The organism is Massilia sp., assembly GCF_046293535.1.
In the GTDB taxonomy this organism is placed as follows: domain Bacteria; phylum Pseudomonadota; class Gammaproteobacteria; order Burkholderiales; family Burkholderiaceae_D; genus Telluria.
On record NZ_JBKBOV010000001.1, the window covers coordinates 202,887 to 217,385 of the forward strand.

Annotated in this window: 12 protein-coding genes; 5 read left to right on the forward strand and 7 right to left on the reverse strand. The window is 64.9% G+C overall.

Annotated elements, in window-relative coordinates; all coding sequences use genetic code 11:
- Positions 1-9: 9 nt before the first annotated feature.
- The 3 genes from ACK4S9_RS00940 to polA form a co-directional block, all read right to left on the reverse strand.
- A complete protein-coding gene (locus ACK4S9_RS00940) occupies positions 10-396 on the reverse strand; it encodes a hypothetical protein (RefSeq protein WP_409720365.1) in 387 nt (128 codons plus the stop codon).
- Between the two features lie 142 nt (positions 397-538).
- Positions 539-1,525: an aldo/keto reductase gene (locus tag ACK4S9_RS00945; protein ID WP_409720368.1), complete on the reverse strand. Its 987-nt coding sequence runs from the start codon at positions 1,523-1,525 to the stop codon at positions 539-541.
- A gap of 25 nt (positions 1,526-1,550) precedes the next feature.
- Complete coding sequence (polA, locus tag ACK4S9_RS00950) at positions 1,551-4,325, reverse strand: DNA polymerase I (protein ID WP_409720370.1); 2,775 nt, start codon at positions 4,323-4,325, stop codon at positions 1,551-1,553.
- A gap of 176 nt (positions 4,326-4,501) precedes the next feature.
- On the opposite strand from polA, the gene ACK4S9_RS00955 reads away from it, so the two are divergent.
- Genes ACK4S9_RS00955 through ACK4S9_RS00965 form a run of 3 tightly spaced genes read left to right on the forward strand, consistent with a single transcriptional unit; the run spans position 4,502 to position 6,791 of the window.
- On the forward strand, positions 4,502-4,990 hold the full coding sequence (locus ACK4S9_RS00955; RefSeq protein ID WP_409720372.1) for a hypothetical protein: 489 nt from the start codon (positions 4,502-4,504) through the stop codon (positions 4,988-4,990).
- A 59-nt stretch (positions 4,991-5,049) separates the two neighbouring features.
- A complete protein-coding gene (locus tag ACK4S9_RS00960; RefSeq protein WP_409720374.1) occupies positions 5,050-6,009 on the forward strand; it encodes a homoserine kinase in 960 nt (319 codons plus the stop codon).
- Positions 6,006-6,791, forward strand: a complete 786-nt coding sequence (locus ACK4S9_RS00965; protein ID WP_409720376.1) for a BPSS1780 family membrane protein — start codon at positions 6,006-6,008, stop codon at positions 6,789-6,791. Before ACK4S9_RS00960 ends, ACK4S9_RS00965 begins: the two co-directional genes overlap by 4 nt.
- Before the next feature lie 134 nt (positions 6,792-6,925).
- Here the strand turns inward: ACK4S9_RS00965 and ACK4S9_RS00970 are convergent, their stop codons facing one another.
- A complete protein-coding gene (locus tag ACK4S9_RS00970; protein WP_409720378.1) occupies positions 6,926-9,238 on the reverse strand; it encodes a UvrD-helicase domain-containing protein in 2,313 nt (770 codons plus the stop codon).
- Positions 9,239-9,391: 153 nt separating this feature from the next.
- Between ACK4S9_RS00970 and ACK4S9_RS00975 the strand changes: the two genes are divergently transcribed.
- On the forward strand, positions 9,392-9,889 hold the full coding sequence (locus ACK4S9_RS00975) for a hemerythrin domain-containing protein (RefSeq protein ID WP_409720380.1): 498 nt from the start codon (positions 9,392-9,394) through the stop codon (positions 9,887-9,889).
- 9 nt (positions 9,890-9,898) lie between these two features.
- Here the strand turns inward: ACK4S9_RS00975 and ACK4S9_RS00980 are convergent, their stop codons facing one another.
- Entirely contained in the window at positions 9,899-10,303 is a 405-nt protein-coding gene (locus ACK4S9_RS00980) for a GFA family protein (protein WP_409720382.1), read from the reverse strand.
- 218 nt (positions 10,304-10,521) lie between these two features.
- Here ACK4S9_RS00980 and ACK4S9_RS00985 point away from each other — a divergent pair, with 218 nt between their 5' ends.
- The gene (locus ACK4S9_RS00985; RefSeq protein ID WP_313035192.1) at positions 10,522-11,070 is read left to right on the forward strand and encodes an SRPBCC family protein; all 549 of its coding nucleotides are present in this window, start codon (positions 10,522-10,524) and stop codon (positions 11,068-11,070) included.
- A 107-nt stretch (positions 11,071-11,177) separates the two neighbouring features.
- Here the strand turns inward: ACK4S9_RS00985 and ACK4S9_RS00990 are convergent, their stop codons facing one another.
- Positions 11,178-12,950 carry a M56 family metallopeptidase gene (locus ACK4S9_RS00990; protein ID WP_409720384.1) on the reverse strand — a complete coding sequence of 591 codons (1,773 nt, stop codon included), beginning with the start codon at positions 12,948-12,950 and terminating at the stop codon, positions 11,178-11,180.
- 281 nt (positions 12,951-13,231) lie between these two features.
- The gene (locus tag ACK4S9_RS00995) at positions 13,232-14,338 is read right to left on the reverse strand and encodes an S-(hydroxymethyl)glutathione dehydrogenase/class III alcohol dehydrogenase (RefSeq protein ID WP_409720386.1); all 1,107 of its coding nucleotides are present in this window, start codon (positions 14,336-14,338) and stop codon (positions 13,232-13,234) included.
- Between the last annotated feature and the right edge of the window lie 161 nt (positions 14,339-14,499).

The following is a 14,499-nucleotide window of genomic DNA, read 5'->3' on the forward strand; positions in this document are numbered from 1 at the left end:
AAGGAAGTGTCACGACTTCCAGGCAGCCATGCGCTCATCCCAACTGAAGACCTGGTACGGGGGACTTTCTCCACTCAGCAAGACGGGCACGGTGATCTGGCCACGGTCGCCGCCATCACATTCAGGCGGCCAGACCATCCAACTGATCAGGTAATACCACCACTCTCCATCGCCATCACGTGCTTTCTTCAAAGCACAAGCGTCGAACGCAGGTTCCGCCCACGGGTAAGACGCTAACATCCTGGCGAGCGTGATCTTTGACTGAGCAATTGCCTGACGGGGTGGCAAAGGAGGAAAGTCCTCGCCCGGCAACCATTGAGTGCTATATGTTTCCTGGCTCCTATCGAGGGAGAACTTGAAAACGACCTCTTCAAAATAGTAGGAGTAAAGCTTCATTGAGAATAACTGATGAATTGCTCGACGTCGGCTTCGCTCAGGGCTTGTATTCGATCAACGGAGGCGGCAACACGTCGCTCGGGGACTCGCAGCGAGCAGGAGCGCCACGGACAGCGCCAGCAGCCGGCCGGTCCGATGTGCGCTACCAGAGATGGTGGATATGCGGCGCGATCATCTCGCGGTAGAGTGCACGCAGTTCAGACATGACTTCCGGCGCGAGCGGCGCAAGCGCGGCCGCTTCGGTGTTCGACCTTGCCTGCGTGGCGTTCCTGGCGCCCGGGATCACGGTGCTGACGCCCTCTTCCATCAGGATCCAGCGCAGGGCGAACTGCGCCATCGACGCGCCGCCGGGGACCAGCTTGCGGATGTGTTCCACCGCTTCCAACGCCAACGGGTAGGGAACGCCGGCGAAGGTCTCCCCCTTGTCGAATGCCTCGCCATTGCGGTTGAAGGCGCGGTGGTCGTCGGCGGCGAATGGGGTGTCGGCGCTCATCTTGCCGGTCAGGAGTCCCGATGCCAGCGGCACCCGCACGATCACGCCGATATCCCGCTTCTTCGCTTGCTCGAAGAACAGCGTGGCGGGACGCTGGCGGAAGATGTTGTAGATGATCTGGACGGTCGCCACGTTCGGGTATTCGATGGCCTTCAGCGCCTCTTCCACCTTTTCGACGGAGACGCCGTAATGCCGGATCTTGCCCTCGGCAACCAGCTCGTCCATCGCCCCGAAGACTTCGGGCCGGTAGTAGACGGCAGGCGGCGGGCAATGCAGCTGCACCAGGTCCAGGCAATCCACCCGCAGATTGCGCAGCGAGCGCTCCACGAAGTCGTTCAGGTTCGCCTTGGTATAGCCTTCGGCGACATGGGGAGCCAGGCGGCGGCCGGCCTTGGTCGCGACGAACGGGCGTTCGCCGCCGCGCTCAGCCAGCACCTCCGCGATGATCTGTTCCGAGCGGCCATCGCCGTACACGTCGGCGGTGTCGATGAAGTTGCACCCTTGGTCCAGGGCCGCATGCAATGCCGCCTTGGCGTCTTCCATGCTGACGTCGCCCCAGGCGCCGCCGATGGCCCAGGCGCCGAAACCGATTTCAGAGACGCTTGCGCCGGTACGGCCCAGTTTTCGTTCTTGCATATGTCGATCCTTGGTTAGCGCAAGCTCAGTGAGCTCGCTCCCAGTTCGGTCCCACGCCGGTCTCCGCCACCAGCGGCACCTTCAGCGTGGCCACGCCCGCCATCAGCTCGGGCAGTTTCACGCGCACCAGTTCCAGCTCGGCTTCCGGCACCTCGAGCACCAGTTCGTCGTGCACCTGCATGATCATGCGGGTGCCCAGCTTCTCGGCTTCCAGCCAGCCCTGCACCGCGATCATGGCCAGCTTGATCAGGTCGGCCGCCGTGCCCTGCATCGGCGCGTTGATCGCCGCGCGTTCGGCGCCGGCGCGGCGCGGGCCGTTCGGCGAGTTGATCTCGGGGAGCCACAGGCGGCGCCCGAACACGGTCTCCACATACCCGCGCGCCTTGGCCTGCAGGCGGGTTTCGTCCATGTACTGCTTCACGCCGGCGAAGCGCGCGAAATAGCGCTCGATGTAGTTGGAGGCCGCGCCGCGCTCGATGCCCAGGTTCTGGGCCAGGCCGAAGGCGCTCATGCCGTAGATCAAGCCGAAGTTGATCACCTTGGCGTAGCGGCGTTGTTCGCTCTGCACGTCGCCAGGGGCGATGCCGAAGATCTCGGCGGCGGTGGCGCGGTGGATGTCCTCGCCTTCCGCGAAGGCCTTCAGCATGGCCGGGTCGCCCGAGATGTGCGCCATGATGCGCAACTCGATCTGCGAATAGTCGGCCGAGACGATCACGCTCCCCTGTGGTGCGATGAAGGCTTCGCGGATGCGGCGCCCTTCCGCGTTGCGCACCGGGATGTTCTGCAGGTTCGGCTCGTTCGAGGACAGGCGGCCGGTGATGGCCACCGCCTGCGCGTAATTGGTGTGCACGCGGCCGGTCTGCGGGTTGACCATCTTGGGCAGCTTGTCGGTATAGGTCGACTTGAGCTTGGACATGCCGCGGTGTTCCAGCAGGATCTTCGGCAGCGGGTAGTCCTCCGCCAGCTTCTGCAGCACCTCTTCGTCGGTGGACGGCGCGCCGGTGGCGGTCTTCTTGATCACCGGCAGGCCGAGCTTGCCGAAGAAGATCTCGCCGATCTGCTTGGGCGAGCCGAGGTTGAAGGGGCCGCCGGCCAGCTCATAGGCCTGCTGCTCCAGCTCCATCATGCGTGCGCCCAGCTCGCCCGACTGCACCGCCAGCAGCTCGGCGTCGATCAGCACGCCGTTGCGCTCGATCTTCTGCAGCACCTCCATGGTCGGCATCTCGATCTCGCGGTAGATGCGCGTCAATCCCGCGTCGCTCTCGACGTGGGGCAGCATGGTCTGGTGCAGGCGCAGCGTGATGTCGGAATCCTCGCCCGCGTATTCGGTGGCGCGGCCCAACTCGACCTGGTCGAAGCAGATCATGTTGGCGCCCTTGCCGCACACATCGACGAAAGGAATGGTGGTGTAGCCGAGGTGGCGCATCGCCATGGTGTCCATGTCGTGCGGCTTGTGCGATTCGAACACGTAGGACTGCAGCAGGGTGTCGTGCACGATCCCCTTGAGCTTGATGCCGTGGTTCTCGAAGATGTGCATGTCGTACTTCAGGTTCTGGCCCAGCTTGGGCTTGGCCGGATCCTCCAGCCAGGAACGCATGCGTTCGAGCACGTGCTCGCGATTCAGCTGATCGGGCGCGCCGGCATAGCGGTGCGCCACCGGGATGTAGGCGCCCTTGCCCGCTTCGACCGAGAGCGAGATGCCGACCATCTGCGCGCTCATCGGGTCGAGCGAGGTGGTCTCGGTGTCGACCGAGGTCAGCTCGGCGGCGTCGATCAGCGCCAGCCATTTGTCCAGCTGCTCGTCGGTGAGCACGGTCTCGTATTCGCCCTTGATGATGGCCATGCCCGGCAAGCTGCCGGTGGCCCCCTCGGGCGAATTGAGCGCGGCGCCGCCCGGGCCCGCGCCACGCGCCGGCGCCACCGCGCCGTCGGCACGGGGCGCCCCGCCCAGGTCGCGCAGCATGGTCTTGAATCCGTAGCGCTGGAAGAAGTCGCGCAGGGCTTCGGCGTCCTCGGGACGGCCGACCAGGGTTTCCTCGAAGGAGACCACGTGCTTGACCAGGTCGCAGTCGGTCTTCACGGTGATCAGCTCACGGCCCTTCGGCAGCCACTCGAGGGCGGCGCGCAGGTTCTCGCCGACCGCGCCGCCGATGGCATGGGCGTTCTCGATCACGCCGTCGAGCGAGCCGTGCAGGGTCAGCCACTTCAGCGCCGTCTTGGGACCGCACTTGTTCACGCCCGGCACGTTGTCGACGGTGTCGCCGATCAGGGTCAGGTAGTCGATGATGCGGTTCGGCGCCACGCCGAATTTCGCCAGCACGCCGGCCTCGTCGAGCTTCTCGTTGCTCATCGTATTGACGAGCATGACCTTGTCGTTGACCAGCTGGGCCAGGTCCTTGTCGCCGGTCGAGATGATGGTCTTCATGCCGCGCGCGGCGGCCTGCACGGCCAGGGTGCCGATCACGTCGTCGGCCTCGACGCCCTCGACCGTCAGGATCGGCCAGCCGAGGTGGCGCACCACCTCGTGGATCGGTTCGATCTGCTTGCCCAGGTCTTCCGGCATCGAGGCGCGGGTGGCCTTGTATTCCGGGTAGAGCTCGTCGCGGAAGGTCTTGCCCTTGGCGTCGAACACGCAGGCGATGTAGGCCGCCGGGTAGTCGGCGCGCAGGCGGCGCAGCATGTTGACCATCCCGTGCATGGCGCCGGTCGGGAAACCGTCCGGGCTGCGCAGGTCGGGCAGCGCGTGGTAGGCGCGGTAGAGGTAGCTGGAGCCGTCAACGAGCAGCAGGGTATTTTCCATAGGGCGACATCTCAAAATAAGGCCGGCGCGACCGCGCCAAAGTGTCCGGCATTATCGCAGAATCGGCTGGGCCGCCGCACAAGAGATGGCGGGCACGGCGGAACGGTCTCTGCACACTTTTCACAGGGAAGCGTGTCTGTTTGTTACAATGAACCAAACGATACAAGGTGACCATCATGTTGCGCACATCTTCCCGCCTGAAACTCCTGACGCTGTGCCTCATCGCGCACGCCGGCCTGGCCGCGGCGCAATCGCAGCAGCAGGCTCCCGCCCAACAGCGCCCGGCCCAGACGCCGCCGCAGCTCGAGCGCATCGAACCGGGCAGCGATGTGCCGGCCACCACCATTCCGCCGAAAGAACGTACCCGCATTACCGAAAAGCGGGACAACAGCGGGCAGGTCACCGAAGTGGAAGTGCAAAGCGGCAAGAGCCGTTACATCATGAAGCCGCACAACCCGCCCGGCAACGCCCAACCCGGCGACGCCCAGAGCGGCGCGATCCGCGCCCCACAATGGCAGGTCATGGAATTCGACTTTGGCAATCCGAAGAAGCAGGAGGCCAATCCGGCCAACGCGGCCCCCTCGCCGGCGCCGGCCAAGGCGGGCGTGCCCGCACGCGCCGATGCGCCGCCGCCGCCGCCACTGGAACCCGTCGAGAAAAAATAATCCTGACGCCGCAGCCGGCTTCGACGGCTGCAGCCGACCCTCACCTTTGTTGCTAGCTCATGGCAGTTTTTACCGCGGTCTCGCTGGACGACCTTTCCCAGTGGATCAAGCAGTTCCCCCTCGGCGACGCCCTCGCGCTCCAGGGCATTTCCTCCGGCATCGAAAACAGCAATTTCTTCCTCACCACCGAGCGTGGGGAATTCGTGCTGACCATTTTCGAAAACCTCAGCTTCGCGCAACTGCCCTTCTACGTGCAGCTGATGCGCCACCTTGCCGAGCGCGGCATTCCAGTGCCGGCGCCGGTGCCGACCATCGACGGCGAACTGGTGGTCGCCCTGCAGGGCAAGCCGGCCATCATCGTCAGCCGCCTGAGCGGCGCCTCGCAGCTCGATCCGCAGCCGGCGCATTGCGCCGAGGTCGGCGCCATGCTGGCGCGCATGCACCTGGCCGGGCGCGACTTCGCCCTGCACCAGCCCAACCTGCGCGGCCTGGACTGGATCACGGCGACCGCGCCCACCGTACTGCCGCTGGTGTCAACGCTTGAGGCCGAACTGCTGCGCAATGAAGTGCGATACCAAGCCGACTTCGCCGCGACCGGCACCTACGCGGCATTGACCCGCGGCCCGGTGCACGCCGACCTGTTCCGCAATAACGTGATGTTCGAAGGCGAGCGCCTGACCGGCTGCTTCGACTTCTACTTTGCCGGCGTCGACACCTGGCTGTTCGACGTCGCCGTGACCGTCAACGACTGGTGCGTCGACCTCGCCACGGGCGTGCTGGACGAAGCACGCGTGCGCGCCCTGCTGGACGCCTACCACGCCGTACGCCCGTTCACGCCCGAAGAACAGGCTGCGTGGCTGCCGATGCTGCGCGCCGGCGCCCTGCGCTTCTGGCTGTCGCGCCTGTACGACCTGCATATTCCGCGTGCGGCAGAACTGCTCACGCCCCACGACCCCACCCACTTCGAACGCATCCTGCGTGCCCGCATCGAACGCGGCGCGCCCGACCTGCCCACATGAACTCACTTCCTGCAATCACCGGCTGGCACTGGCTCAAGCAAGGCGCCGGCCTGTTCCGCCAACAACCGGCCGCGCTGACCACGCTGCTGTTCGCGAACATCCTGATCAGCATCGGCATCAGCGCCGTGCCCCTGCTGGGGCCCATGATCGCGGTGGTCCTGATCCCTTCGTTCTCGATGGCCTTCATGAAGGCCTGCCTGATGATCGAGAACGGCGAGCGGGTCACGCCCGGCGTGCTGCTGACGGGCTTCCGCCAGCCGGTGGTGAAGGATTTGTGCAAGGTCGGCCTGATCTACCTGGCGGTGTCGCTCCTGATGGCCGTGATCACGCGCTTCGCTGTCGATCCGGGCTTCTGGGAACAGGTGGCGCGCCAGGGACGCGAGGGCGGCCAGCCGCAGGTGGCGGGCTCGGACGTGCTGGCGATGTTCATGATTTTCGGGCTGGACGTGGCGGTCTTGATGTCGCTGTGCTTCGCCGCCCCGCTCACCTACTGGCAGAAGATGACGGCCGGTAAAGCGGTGTTCTACAGCTTCTTCGCCGTGGTGCGCAGCGCGCGCGTGTTCATCGTGCTGCTGCTGGCCTGGTTCGCGATTTTCTTCGGCATCTGCATGGTGATCACCCTGCTGCTGGGCGCCTCGAACATGACGCGCGTGGTGATCATGTGGCTGATCTTCCTGTTCATCCTGCTGCTGCAGTGCGCGATGTACGTGGGATTCAGGCAGATTTTCGGCAAGCCGGTGGATGGTGCAGCCCCGACCGGCGGCGTCAATCTGAGCAAATAGCCCCAGCACGTCGTTCCCGCGCAGGCGGGAACCCAATTTCTGTGTGAGTTATCAAAACGCTGGCAAACCTGGATTCCCGCCTTCGCGGGAATGACGGTTTATAGGCAAACGCAGAGAATGATGCAATCGAGCGTTTAGCGGCCGACCCGCTCCAGCTTCGCAATCGACAGGTCCAGCACCTTCATCCCCGCCGCGCCAAAGTTGATCTGGGCGCGCGCCGCGCCCGCCCCGCCCTCGATGTTCACGATCACCCCCTCGCCGAACTTGGCGTGGGAAACGCTTTCCCCCACGCGCCAGCCCGAGCCGTTGCCGGACTTCTGGGTGATCTGCTGCGCGATCTTGTTGTCGGAGCCGTCGCGGAAAGCCGCATCGTCCCAGGCCGTGGTCGATTTACGCCCGGCGAACCAATTCGTTTGGACGCGCGGCGACAGCCACTTGATCGATTCTTCCGGCAGTTCGTCGAAGAAGCGCGACTTCATGTTGAAGCGCGTCTGGCCGTGCAGCATGCGCTGCTGGGTGAAGCTCATGTACAAACGCTTGCGCGCGCGCGTGATCGCCACGTACATCAGGCGCCGTTCCTCGTCGACGCCATCGAGTTCGCGCGCGCTGCTCTCGTGCGGGAACAGGCCTTCTTCCAGACCGGTGATGAACACGGCGTCGAATTCCAGGCCCTTGGCCGAGTGCACGGTCATGAGCTGCAGCGCGTCCTGCCCGGCCTGGGCCTGGGCGTCGCCCGCTTCCAGCGAGGCGTGGGTGAGGAAGGCCGATAGCGGCGACATCACGCTGGCCAGCGGGGCATCCGAATCGAGGATCTCGATGCCGTCCTGGTTGACGATGGCTTCGCCGATCTGGGGCAGCGCCTGCGGGCCGAGGTGGGCCGGGGCGCCCTGGCCGAAGCCTTCTTCCTGCACGAACTGGGTGGCGGCGTTGACCATCTGCTCCAGGTTCTCGATGCGGTCGGCGCCCTCTTTTTCGTTCTGGTAGTGCAGCAACAGGCCGCTGCGCTCCAGCACCACGCTCACCAGTTCCGGCAGCGGCAGCTGCTGGGTCTCGAAACGCGCAGACTCGACCAGCTTCACAAAAGCGCCGAGCGCGCTGCCGGCCTTGCCCGTCATGTAGGGCACCGCCGCGTACAGCGAGATGCCGTAGGTGTCGGCCGCCATCTGCAGCTGCTCGATCGAGCGCGCGCCGATGCCGCGCGTGGGGAAGTTCACCACGCGCAGGAAAGCCGAATCGTTGTGCGGGTTGTCCATCAGCTGCAGGTAGGCGATGGCGTGCTTGACCTCGGCGCGCTGGAAGTAGCGCAGGCCGCCGTACACGGTGTAGGGCAGGCCGGCCGCGAACAGCGCGTGCTCGATCACGCGGCTCTGCGCGTTGGAGCGGTACAGGATCGCGATCTCGCTGCGCGGCATGCCCTCGTTCATGAGGCTCTTGGCTTCCTCGATGATCCACTGGGCTTCCTCGAGGTCGCTGGACGCTTCGTACACGCGCACCTGCTCGCCCTGCCCCGCGTCGGTGCGCAGGTTTTTACCTAAGCGCTTGGTGTTGTTGGCGATCAGGTAGTTGGCGCTGTCGAGGATGTGGCCGAAGGAGCGGTAGTTCTGCTCCAGCTTGATCAGGTTCTTGACGCGGAATTCGCGCTCGAAGGCCTGCATGTTGCCGACGTTGGCGCCGCGGAAGGCATAGATGCTCTGGTCGTCGTCGCCTACGGCGAAGATGGCGCCGCCGCCCTCCTCGTCGTGTCCTGCCAGCAGTTTGAGCAGGTTGTACTGCAGGTCGTTGGTATCCTGGAACTCGTCGACCAGGATGTGGCGGAAGCGCATCTGGTAGTGGTGGCGCAGCGGGCCGTTCCTGGCCAGCAGCTCGTACGAGCGCAGCAGCAGCTCGGCGAAATCGACCACGCCCTCGCGCTGGCACTGGCCCTCGTACAGTTCGTAGAGCTCGATCATGCGGCGCTCGATCGGGTCGTTCGGTTCCAGGCGATTGGCGCGCAGGCCCTGCTCCTTGGCATTGTTGATGAAGTACATCAGCGCCTTGGCCGGGTATTTTTCATCGTCCACGTTGGCCGCCTTCAGCATGCGCTTGATGAGCGAGAGCTGGTCTTGCGAATCGAGGATCTGGAAGGCTTGCGGCAGCGCGGCATCCTTGTAGTGGGTGCGCAGCAGGCGGTTGCACAGGCCGTGGAAGGTGCCGATCCACATGCCGCGCGTATTAATCGGCAGCATGGAGGACAGGCGGGTCAGCATCTCCTTGGCCGCCTTGTTGGTGAAAGTCACCGCCATGATGCCGGCGGGCGACACCTGCCCGGTCTGGATCAGCCAGGCGATGCGGGTCGTCAGCACGCGCGTCTTGCCGGAACCGGCGCCGGCCAGGATCAGCGCGCTCTGCGACGGCAGGGTGACGGCGGCGAGCTGTTCAGGATTGAGGTTATGGAGGAGATTCTGCATCCGGCCATTATAACGCCGTGATTACTGTATGCCCATCCAGTCGTGCCGCGGCAGCCACGCCATCCTTGTTTTATCTCTTGCCTGTACTAGCCTGAAAGGCCACGGCGGCGGCAGGACGCCGTCGCCAATGAGCGAACACGACAGGAGGATGGTATGGCAACCGACAAAGAAGCAGGCGCGTTTCCGGTCGACCAACCGGTCAAGGCCCTGATACGCGACCACGACATGGTGCGCGCGCTGGCCGACAGGTATCTCGACAGCGACAGCCCGGAGGTCAAGAAGCAGGCCGGGACGCAGATCCTGCAGGCCCTGCACATGCACTCGCGGCTGGAGGAATCGATCTTCTATCCGGCGGTGCGCAGCATCGACCCGTCCCTGGTCGGCCGCTTCGAGCAGGACCACCTGCACGTGGACGACCTGCTGGCGACCCTGGACGGCATGTCGCTCGACGACGCCCACAGCGACGACTTGATGCGCGAACTGATCAGCGCCGTCTCGGCCCACATCCAGGAAGAGGAAAGCGCGCTGTTCCCACGCATCGAAGGGGCGGGAATCGACATGACGGCGATCGGATTGCAGATGCAGTCCTTCGAGGCCAACCTGGTGCACACGCAGGCCCAGATCAGCGACGGCAGCATCCGGCGGCGCTAGCGCGGCAGGCTATTTCCCGGCCGAACGCGTGCTCGGGTATTCGGGCAGGCCGTCGCGCAGTTGCATCCAGCTCAGGCGACTGCGCACGAAGGTGTGGTCGCCTGGCGGCACCTGTTCAGGATCGGTGAGGCTGGCGCTGGCGATGTCCAGTTCTTCCGGCCAGCGGGCGTCTTCGAAAGTGAGCGTCGTGCCGCATTGCGGGCAAAAGCCGCGCAGGACGTGCTCGCTCGAGGCGAAGCGCTGCGGCTCGCCTTTGGTGAAGCGGAAGTCGGCCCGGCGCGCGCTGAACCAGGCCAGTGCCGGCGCCCCGGAAATCCGGCGGCAGTCGCTGCAGTGGCACAGCGTGCTGTTGAACACTTCGCCGCTCACCGTGTAGCGAACTGCACCGCAGAAACATCCTCCTTGCAAAGTCATCTGGTCTCCTTTCTGGCAGCCAACAACCGGCTCATCAGTATAAGCGGCCCATCGTTTCGCGCGCCGCCCAATTGTCTTTTCGCTTATTTTAAATAGAGATTCGCGACAAATCGCGTGGCCCGTCAGACCATGTCGTTCACGAAGCCCCGAGTCTCGCACCCCGTTTCGGGCCAACATGTCATGGGTGCGAGCAGCTTCCAGCTCAAAGGAGAATTCTTATGCTGAACCGCGTAGTTACCGTTGCCGCACTTGCCGTCGGTGGCATGATGCTGTCCAAAAAACTGAAACAGAACCGCAGCGGCTATGGCGCCAGTTCGTCGGTGTCGGAGTCGATCGAGATCAACGTCCCGGTCAAGACTGCATACAACCAGTGGACCCAGTTCGAGGACTTCCCGCAGTTCATGAAGAGCGTCAAGGAAATCCGCCAACTCGACGACAAGCACCTGCACTGGCGCGCCAACGTGGCCGGCGAAGAGAAGGAGTGGGATGTCGAAATCACCGAGCAGATCCCGGACAAGCGCATCGCATGGCGCAGCGTCACCGGCGTGAAGAACGGTGGTGTCGCCACTTTCCACAAGATCTCGGATAACTGCTGCCGCGTCATGGTCCAGATGGACTACGAGCCGGAAAACGCCATCGAGTCCGTCGGCGACGCCATGGGCGCCGTGCGCATGGAACTGCGCGGCAACCTGCAGAACTTCAAGGAACTGCTGGAGAAGCGCGGCTCGGAAACCGGCGCATGGCGCGGCAAGATCGCGCAACAGTAAGATCACGCCCTGCCAGCTTTTGACCAGTTGGTAAAAAACGGCCTGCCGCGCGACGCGGCAGGCCGTTTTGCTTTTGCGCGGCCAGCCCGGCTGCCCCGCAAGCGGGCTCAGCCCGCCTGCGGCACCGGCTTCGCCAGACCTTTCTCGCGCGCCTCGCGGATCAGCGCGCGCACCGTCTTGTCCGCCGCCTTGCTCTCGCGCTCCATTTCCTTGCCAAGCGCGCCCATCTTCTTGCCGATCGCCTCCATCGGCTTGCCGGCCTCGCTCATGCGGCGGCCGATCGCCTCCATCGATTCCTGCGCCTGGCGCATGCCCGGTCCGTCGTGCAACTGGCCGATCTCGTTGCCGGCGGCCCCGAGCTCCCTGCCGACTTCGCTCATGCGCTTCTGGATGCGATCGCGCTCCTTGACGCTGTCGGTCGCGCCCAGCTGCTTGCCGAGCTTCTCCATCTCTTCGCCCAGCGCTTCCATGCGCTTCTCGACGGGGCGCAGCTTGTCCTCGTCCGGCTTGAAGCCGCGCGCCGCAATGTCCATTTCCTTGCCGAGCGCATCCATCTTCTTGCTGTGCACATCCATCTCCTTGCCGTACTCGTCCATCCGCGCGCTCAGCTTGTCGACCGGCGCCCAGGCGGCATCGACCCGGGCCAGCATGCCGGGGTCCTGGATGTAGAAGGCCTGGCCGCCTTCGCGGAACCACAGGAAGTTCCCGCCGATGCGCTCCCTGGCCTGCTTGACCTCATCCCAGTCGTCGCTGCTGCCGCTCATGCTCATGCCCCTGTCGCCGGCGCGCACCACGGCGTAGGGCGGCTCGGCGCCGGGCTTGACGACGCGGCGCGCCGCCGGTTCAGGCGCGGATGCGGCGGCGGCATGCACCGGCGCGGACCAGGAATAGAAGGCGGCGCAGGCGGCCAGGCCCAGGATCGGAAGCGCCAGCTTCCAGTTCAGCGGTTCGGCTTCGGGACGAACCAGGCGTTTGATGCGGGACATAAGCTTTCCTCCATGTGCTGCTGGGGCAAGTTGCGGGGTGGACTGGAACAGGTCCAGCTCGGACAATGCAAGTGCCAGGCGCCGCGGTTCGCCGAGCGTGCTTGCGGCTACATCATCTGCAATCTGTTCACGCTCTTCACGGATCCGCTTCGACAGCCACCACACGGCCGGGTGGTAGAACAGCAGGATCTCGATCGCGCTCTGGATCAAGTTCACTACGTAATCGCAACGGCGCACGTGGGCCAGTTCGTGCGCCAGCAGCGCTTCCAGCAGCTGCGGCGGCATGCCCGACACCAGCGACGCCGGCACCAGCACCACCGGGCGCCACCAGCCGGCCGTCACCGGGCTGGCCAGGTCATGGACCAGGCCGAGCGTGACGCGGCGGGCAATGCCCATCCGGCGCGCCAACTCGTCGAGCCGCGCCTGCCATGCGGGGTCCGGCCGGTACTGCCCCGCCCGGGTCCGCCGCCGCACCCAGGCCAGCCCGAGCGCCATGCGCAGGGCCAGCAGGCCGGCGCCCAGCGCCCAGAACAGCAGCACCAGGGGCAGTCGTTCCTGCAGGGCGGGCTCCCATCCGGCGAACCTGCCGGCATCGATGGCGGTCATTGGCAACGCCGACACGGCGGCGGCCACCGTATTCGCGGCCGCCACGGGCAGCGCGGAACTGGCCGCCCCGGCATCCGCCTCGGCCATGCGCATGAGCATCCCGGCCAGCGGCAATGCCGCGCACAGCAGCAGCGCGCCGCAAGCCACCAGGTAGCGCGCCTGCGGCCGCGCCTTGCGCATCAGCGCCAGCAGCAAGGCCGCCACCCAGCCGACCAGCAGTCCCTGCCACAGGAAATCGATCAGCGCCCAGGCCAGGCTGCTTGCCGCCGTACCGAACAACTCGTTCATCGGGTGTGCTCCCTCATCGTTAACAACTAGATTAAAAGTTCTAGATAAAATTGTCTAGAACTTTTTTTCTACTTCGATCAATCCTCTTGGGGGTCAGGTCTGACATTTGGACACGGCCTGAGCAATACAACCAAGTCATGCTCGAGTTCGTGTCCGAATGTCAGACCTGACCCCGGTTAGATTAAGTGTGGGTTGGGACGAGGGCCAGCCTGCTGCGACAGGCGGCCGGAATGGCGGGACAGGATGAAAAAAGCGGCCCGGAGGCCGCTGTGCGGAGAGGATCAGTAGACCACGACGGAGCGGATCGACTCGCCCGACTTCATCAGGTCGAAGCCTTCGTTGATGCGTTCGAGCGGCAGGTGGTGGGTGATCAGGTCGTCGATGTTGATCTTGTTTTCCATGTACCAGTCGACGATCTTCGGCACGTCGGTGCGGCCGCGCGCGCCGCCGAAGGCGGAGCCCTTCCACACGCGGCCCGTGACCAGCTGGAACGGACGGGTCGAGATCTCCTGGCCGGCCGCCGCCACGCCGATGATGATCGACTGGCCCCAGCCCTTGTGGCAGCACTCCAGCGCCTGGCGCATGGTGGTGACGTTGCCCACGCACTCGAAGCTGTAGTCGGCGCCGCCATCCGTCAGCTGGACGATGGCGTCGACCACGTTCTCGACCTTGGTCGGATTGATGAAGTGGGTCATGCCGAACTTGCGCGCCATGGCTTCGCGTTCCGGGTTCAGGTCCACACCGATGATCTTGTCGGCGCCGACCATCTTGGCCGCCTGGATCACGTTCAGGCCGATGCCGCCCAGGCCGAACACGACCACGTTCGCGCCCGCCTCCACCTTGGCGGTGAAGATCACGGCGCCGATGCCGGTGGTGACGCCGCAGCCGATGTAGCAGATCTTGTCGAAGGGCGCGTCCGAACGTACCTTGGCCAGCGCGATCTCCGGCACCACGATGTAGTTCGAGAAGGTCGAGGTGCCCATGTAGTGGTACAGCGGCTTGCCGTCGAGCGAGAAGCGCGAGGTCGCGTCGGGCATCAGGCCGCGGCCCTGGGTGGAGCGGATCGCCTGGCACAGGTTGGTTTTCTGCGACAGGCAGAACTTGCACTGGCGGCATTCCGGGGTGTACAGCGGAATGACGTGGTCGTCCTTGCGCAGGCTCGTGACGCCCGGGCCGACGTCGACCACCACGCCCGCGCCTTCATGGCCGAGGATGGCCGGGAACAGGCCTTCCGGATCGGCGCCGGACAGCGTGTAGTAGTCGGTGTGGCAGATGCCGGTCGCCTTGACCTCGACCAGCACCTCGCCGGCCTTCGGGCCTTCGAGTTCGACTTCTTCGATCGTGAGCGGGTGGCCCGCCTTCCATGCAACTGCAGCCTTGGTCTTCATGTTTTCCTTCCTAACCGAGCGTGGACGCCGCCGGATTGCAACGCCGTAAAGTTTGAAATGATAACAAGGAGTCGGCAGGCGTGTGGCGCGCCTCTGCGTTTGCACGGACAGAGGATCGGACGATGCGCTTTTTGCAGGTATTTGGGAACAACGATAACACG

Bases quoted from the DNA above. Each gene is read 5' to 3' on its own strand.
- ACK4S9_RS00940 (WP_409720365.1), bottom strand. From the start codon at position 396: ATGAAGCTTTACTCCTACTATTTTGAAGAGGTCGTTTTCAAGTTCTCC.
- ACK4S9_RS00945 (WP_409720368.1), bottom strand. From the start codon at position 1,525: ATGCAAGAACGAAAACTGGGCCGTACCGGCGCAAGCGTCTCTGAAATC.
- polA (WP_409720370.1), bottom strand. From the start codon at position 4,325: ATGGAAAATACCCTGCTGCTCGTTGACGGCTCCAGCTACCTCTACCGC.
- ACK4S9_RS00955 (WP_409720372.1), top strand. From the start codon at position 4,502: ATGTTGCGCACATCTTCCCGCCTGAAACTCCTGACGCTGTGCCTCATC.
- ACK4S9_RS00960 (WP_409720374.1), top strand. From the start codon at position 5,050: ATGGCAGTTTTTACCGCGGTCTCGCTGGACGACCTTTCCCAGTGGATC.
- ACK4S9_RS00965 (WP_409720376.1), top strand. From the start codon at position 6,006: ATGAACTCACTTCCTGCAATCACCGGCTGGCACTGGCTCAAGCAAGGC.
- ACK4S9_RS00970 (WP_409720378.1), bottom strand. From the start codon at position 9,238: ATGCAGAATCTCCTCCATAACCTCAATCCTGAACAGCTCGCCGCCGTC.
- ACK4S9_RS00975 (WP_409720380.1), top strand. From the start codon at position 9,392: ATGGCAACCGACAAAGAAGCAGGCGCGTTTCCGGTCGACCAACCGGTC.
- ACK4S9_RS00980 (WP_409720382.1), bottom strand. From the start codon at position 10,303: ATGACTTTGCAAGGAGGATGTTTCTGCGGTGCAGTTCGCTACACGGTG.
- ACK4S9_RS00985 (WP_313035192.1), top strand. From the start codon at position 10,522: ATGCTGAACCGCGTAGTTACCGTTGCCGCACTTGCCGTCGGTGGCATG.
- ACK4S9_RS00990 (WP_409720384.1), bottom strand. From the start codon at position 12,950: ATGAACGAGTTGTTCGGTACGGCGGCAAGCAGCCTGGCCTGGGCGCTG.
- ACK4S9_RS00995 (WP_409720386.1), bottom strand. From the start codon at position 14,338: ATGAAGACCAAGGCTGCAGTTGCATGGAAGGCGGGCCACCCGCTCACG.